Annotated in this window: 1 protein-coding gene; it reads left to right on the top strand. The window is 49.4% G+C overall.

What is annotated here, in order from left to right; translation table 11 throughout:
- The first annotated feature begins 219 nt into the window (after window positions 1–219).
- On the top strand, window positions 220–612 hold the full coding sequence (locus tag B3D59_RS10230; RefSeq protein ID WP_286819540.1) for a CoA-binding protein: 393 nt from the start codon (window positions 220–222) through the stop codon (window positions 610–612).
- Window positions 613–619: the final 7 nt, after the last annotated feature.

Raw genomic sequence — 619 nt, 5'->3', positions numbered from 1 at the left:
CCATGGTAAAGGTCTTGCCCGATCCTGTCACCCCCAAAAGAACCTGGTATTTTTCACCCGCGTTTACCCCCCGGACCAGATAATCAATGGCCTTTGGCTGGTCCCCGGCCGGGCCATAGGGAGACACCAGATTAAACAGTCCCATATTTTTTCCTGTACTTTCCTTTGTTATAAACAGATACTTATCGATAAATATAACACACAGGAGATACAAAACCCATGGAAGAAAAAAAAGAGACCGTTGCGGTGGTCGGCGCAAGCCCCTTGAAAGACAGATATTCCAACAAGGCCCAGAATATGCTGGAAGAGTACGGACACAGCCCCATACCCGTAGCGCCCAAACACGAGAGCATTGAAGGCAAAACCGTCTACCATGCGCTTACCGATATTCCCCAGCCCATTGACACGGTAACCATGTATCTGGGCCCGGCCCGGCAGGACAAGGTGATTGAGCAAATTCTCGACCTTAAACCCCAACGGGTGATTTTCAACCCCGGCACGGAAAACCCCCAAGCCTATGAAAAACTCAAATCCGCCGGAATCAAGGTCCAGGAGGCCTGTACCCTGGTTCTTCTGAAAACCGGCCAATACACGAAATCCTTTAATCCTTAATATGAAT

Origin of the sequence: Desulfobacter sp. UBA2225, assembly GCF_002348205.1 — a bacterium.
Taxonomy (GTDB): domain Bacteria; phylum Desulfobacterota; class Desulfobacteria; order Desulfobacterales; family Desulfobacteraceae; genus Desulfobacter; species Desulfobacter postgatei.
This window is presented reverse-complemented; position numbering and strand designations above follow the sequence as displayed.

Coding starts and splice junctions, on each gene's coding strand:
- B3D59_RS10230 (WP_286819540.1), top strand. CDS start 220: ATGGAAGAAAAAAAAGAGACCGTTGCGGTGGTCGGCGCAAGCCCCTTG.